The sequence below is a fragment of the Rhizobacter sp. P3_B12 genome (assembly GCF_056402895.1).
On record NZ_JBFUGN010000527.1, the window covers coordinates 1 to 4,289 of the forward strand.

Consider the following 4,289-nt stretch of genomic DNA (forward strand, 5'->3'; position numbering starts at 1 on the left):
GCTGGTGCTGCCGCTGCCGTGGCGGCTGCGCCTGCTGGCCGTGCCGCTGGCGTTCCCGCTGCTGCTGCCGCCGCGCGATCTGCCGGCCGCCGGGCAGTTCGAGCTGGTGGCGCTCGACGTGGGGCAGGGCACCTCGGTGCTGGTGCGCACGCGGCAGCACCTGCTGGTCTACGACGCCGGCCCGCAGTACTCGCGCGAGTCGGACGCCGGCCAGCGCGTGCTGCTGCCGCTGCTGCGCTCACGCGGCGAAGACCGCATCGACCGCCTGGTGCTGAGCCACCGCGATGCCGACCACACCGGCGGCGCCGCGGCCCTGATCGCCGGCCTGCCGGTCGCCGAGCTCGACAGCTCGCTGGAAGACGGCCACCCGCTGCGCGATGCCGGCATTCCCGCCACCCGTTGCGCCGCCGGCCAGTCCTGGGACTGGGACGGCGTGCACTTCCAGATGTTGCACCCGTACGCCGACGACTACGCGCGCGCCCGCAAGCCGAACGCCGTCTCGTGCGTGCTGCGCGTCAGCGCCGGCGGGCGCAGCGCGCTGCTCACCGGCGACATCGAGCGCGAGCAGGAGGGCGCGCTGGTCGAGCGCGTCGGTGCGGGCCTGCGCAGCGAGCTGCTGCTGGTCGCGCACCACGGCAGCCGCACCTCGTCGAGCGCGGATTTCCTCGATGCGGTGCAGCCGCAGGTCGCGCTGATCCAGGCCGGCTACCGCAACCGCTTCGGCCACCCGGTGCCCGAGGTGCTGGCCCGGCTGCACGAGCGCGACGTGCTGGTCGCCGCCACCGCCTCGTGCGGCGCCTGGCGCTGGCGCAGCGATCGCCCGGCCGCTGCTGGCGTTTGCGAGCGTGACCGCGCCCGCCGCTACTGGCACCATCGGGTGGCGCCAGCTTGATGAGAATGGCCTGGAATTTGCTACCCTGACCGAGAGGAGACCGATTCGATGAGAGCAAGCTTCGACGAGATGCAGGCCACCAGCACCACGGTGCGCGACCACTACCGGGTGTACGAGCGCTGGCTGGCCGAGCAACCGGGCGACGTGATGCGTTCGCGCCGCGAGGAAGCCGAGATGATCTTCCGCCGCGTCGGCATCACCTTCGCGGTGTACGGCGCGAAGGACGAAGACGGCTCCGGCACCGAGCGCCTGATCCCGTTCGACCTGATCCCGCGCGTGATTCCGGCCGGCGAGTGGAGCAGCATGGAAGCCGGCCTGCGCCAGCGGGTGACCGCGCTGAACCGCTTCATCCACGACGTCTACCACGGCCAGGAGATCATCAAGGCCGGCATCGTGCCGGGCGAGCAGATCTTCAAGAACGCGCAGTTCCGCCCCGAGATGATGGGTGTCGACGTGCCGGGCGGCGTCTACTCGCACATCTCCGGCATCGACATCGTGCGCGCCGCCAACCCCGATGGCAGTGGCTCGTACTACGTGCTCGAGGACAACCTGCGCGTGCCCAGCGGCGTGAGCTACATGCTCGAGAACCGCAAGATGATGATGCGGCTGTTCCCCGACCTGTTCAGCCAGCACCGGGTCGCGCCAGTCGCGCACTACCCCGACCTGCTGCTCGAGACCCTGCGCGCGGTCGCGCCGGCCGCCGTCAACGACCCGACCGTCGTCGTGCTGACGCCCGGCATGTACAACAGCGCCTACTTCGAGCACGCCTTCCTCGCGCAGCAGATGGGCGTCGAGCTGGTCGAGGGGCAGGACCTGTTCGTCAAGGACAACTTCGTCTACATGCGCACGACGCAGGGGCCGAAGCGGGTCGACGTGATCTACCGCCGCGTTGACGACGACTTCCTCGACCCGCTGGCCTTCCGCCCCGATTCGACGCTCGGCTGCGCCGGGCTGCTCAGCGTCTACCGCGCCGGCAACGTGACRCTGTCGAACGCCATCGGCACCGGCGTGGCCGACGACAAGTCGATCTACCCGTACGTGCCGAAGATGATCGAGTTCTACCTCGGCGAGAAGCCGATCCTGAACAACGTGCCCACCTACCAGTGCCGCGATGCGGAAGACCTGAAATACGTGCTGGCGCACCTGGGCGAGCTGGTGGTGAAAGAGGTGCACGGCGCCGGCGGCTACGGCATGCTGGTCGGGCCGGCCGCCACCAAGGACGAGATCGCCGATTTCCGCAAGGCGCTCGAGGCCAACCCCGCCGGCTACATCGCGCAGCCCACGCTGAGCCTGTCGACCTGCCCGACCTTCGTCGACAGCGGCATCGCGCCGCGCCACATCGACCTGCGCCCGTTCGTGCTGAGCGGCAAGACGGTGCAGATGGTGCCGGGCGGGCTGACGCGCGTCGCGTTGAAAGAGGGCTCGCTGGTCGTCAAYTCGTCGCAGGGCGGCGGGACGAAGGACACCTGGGTGCTGGAAGCCTGAAGACATGGAAGCCTGAAGACAAGGGAGATCAAGAACATGCTGTCGAGAACCGCCGACCACCTCTTCTGGATGGCCCGCTACATGGAGCGGGCCGAGAACACCGCCCGCATGCTGGACGTCAACTACCAGACCTCCCTGCTGCCGCAGTCGGCCGATGCCGCGGTCAACGGCTGGAAGGGGCTGCTGAGCATCTCCGAGCTGAGCCACGACTACGCGTCGCGCTAYGGCGAGATCGATGCCCGCCGCGTGATGGACTACATGGTGAGCGACGAGCGCAACCCGTCGAGCATCTACAGCTGCCTGATGGCCGCGCGCGAGAACGCCCGCGCGGTGCGCGGCACGCTGACCACCGAGGTCTGGGAGACGCAGAACCAGACCTGGCTCGAGTTCCAGCGCATGCTGCGCCACAAGACCTTCCAGAAGGATCCCGGCGAGGGCTTCGAATGGGTCAAGTTCCGCTCGCACCTGTCGCGCGGCGTGACGGTGGGCACGATGCTGCAGGACGAGGCCTTCCACTTCCTGCGCATCGGCAGCTTCCTGGAACGCGCCGACAACACCGCCCGCATGCTCGACGTGAAGTTCCACGCGGTCGAGAGCGAGTTCTTCGGCACCGGCTCGATGGGCAGCAACGGCAACGGCAACGGAAAGGACCAGGAGTACGACTTCTACCACTGGTCGGCGATCCTGCGCTCGGTGTCCGGCTTCGAGGTCTACCGCAAGGCGTATCGCAACGTGATTCGCCCGGAGAAGGTGGCCGAGCTGCTGATCCTGCGCGCCGACATGCCGCGCTCGCTCGCGGCCTGCATGGACGAGGTCGTCAACAACCTGCGCCAGGTGGCCAACGAGCAATCGTCGGACACGCTGCGCCGCGCCGGCCGCCTGCAGGCCGACCTGCGCTTCGGCCGCATCGACGAGATCCTCGCCACCGGCCTGCATGCCTTCCTCACGCAGTTCCTCGAACGCGTCGGCACGCTGGGGGTGGGCATCAGCCGGGACTTCCTGGTGCCGGTCGCGGCATGACCGGCCTGGGATGAAACTCGACATCCGGCACGTCACGCACTACGACTACAGCGCGCCGCTGCAGTACGCGCTGCAGTCGCTGTGCCTCACGCCCCAGGCGAACGCGCACCAGACGGTGCTCGACTGGAGCCTGTCCGCGCCCGGCCAGCTGTTCGCGCAGCGCGACGGCTTCGGCAACCTGGCCCACACCTGGAGCCTGCGCCAGCGCGTGTACCGCGGCGTGGTGCGGGCCTCGGGCGTCGTGCGCACGCATGCCTCGCCGGTGCTGGTCGACGCCTGCATCGCACCCGAGTTCTACCTGCGCGCCACGCCGCTGACCCCGGCGACCGGCGCGCTCGCCGCGCTCGGCCGCCGCCACCTCGACGGCCCGGCCGATGAAGCGCGTGCGCTCGCGCTGGCCCTCGACGTGGCCGACCGCATCGCCTACGAGGGCGGCAAGACCACCACCCGCACCAGCGCCGCCGAGGCGCTCGCGCTCGGCGCCGGCGTCTGCCAGGACCAGGCGCATGTCTTCATCGCCGCCTGCCGCGCCGCCGGCGTGCCGGCGCGCTACGTCAGCGGCTATTTCCATGCACCCGATGCGCCCAGCCTCGCGAGCCATGCCTGGGTCGACGTCTGCGTCGACCGGGCCGCGCGGCGCTGGCTCAGCGTCGACATCACGCACCGCTGCCTGATGGACGAGCGCCACGTGCGCCTGGCCGTCGGCCCCGACTACGCCGCCTGCTCGCCGATCCGTGGCGTGCGCGAGGGCGGCGGCGACGAGACGATGCGGGTCAGCGTGGACATCGGCGTCCTGCCCGACGCCCCCGAGACCCTTCCCGAAACCGCCGTGCTCACCGCCCAGGAGCCCTGAATGTCCATCCATGTCGCGCTGAACCACGTGACCCACTAC

4 protein-coding genes are annotated in these 4,289 nt (G+C 69.9%); all 4 read left to right on the forward strand.

The window, feature by feature from the left end; genetic code table 11:
* Positions 1 to 892, forward strand: an 892-nt coding sequence (locus tag AC1D01_RS22930; protein WP_477870386.1) for a ComEC/Rec2 family competence protein, incomplete at its 5' end; no start/stop codon positions are given.
* A gap of 48 nt (positions 893 to 940) precedes the next feature.
* Entirely contained in the window at positions 941 to 2,377 is a 1,437-nt protein-coding gene (locus AC1D01_RS22935; RefSeq protein WP_477870388.1) for a circularly permuted type 2 ATP-grasp protein, read from the forward strand.
* A 36-nt stretch (positions 2,378 to 2,413) separates the two neighbouring features.
* Positions 2,414 to 3,397, forward strand: a complete 984-nt coding sequence (locus AC1D01_RS22940) for an alpha-E domain-containing protein (RefSeq protein ID WP_477870390.1) — start codon at positions 2,414 to 2,416, stop codon at positions 3,395 to 3,397.
* A gap of 10 nt (positions 3,398 to 3,407) precedes the next feature.
* Positions 3,408 to 4,250: a transglutaminase family protein gene (locus AC1D01_RS22945; protein WP_477870392.1), complete on the forward strand. Its 843-nt coding sequence runs from the start codon at positions 3,408 to 3,410 to the stop codon at positions 4,248 to 4,250.
* Positions 4,251 to 4,289 lie beyond the last annotated feature (39 nt).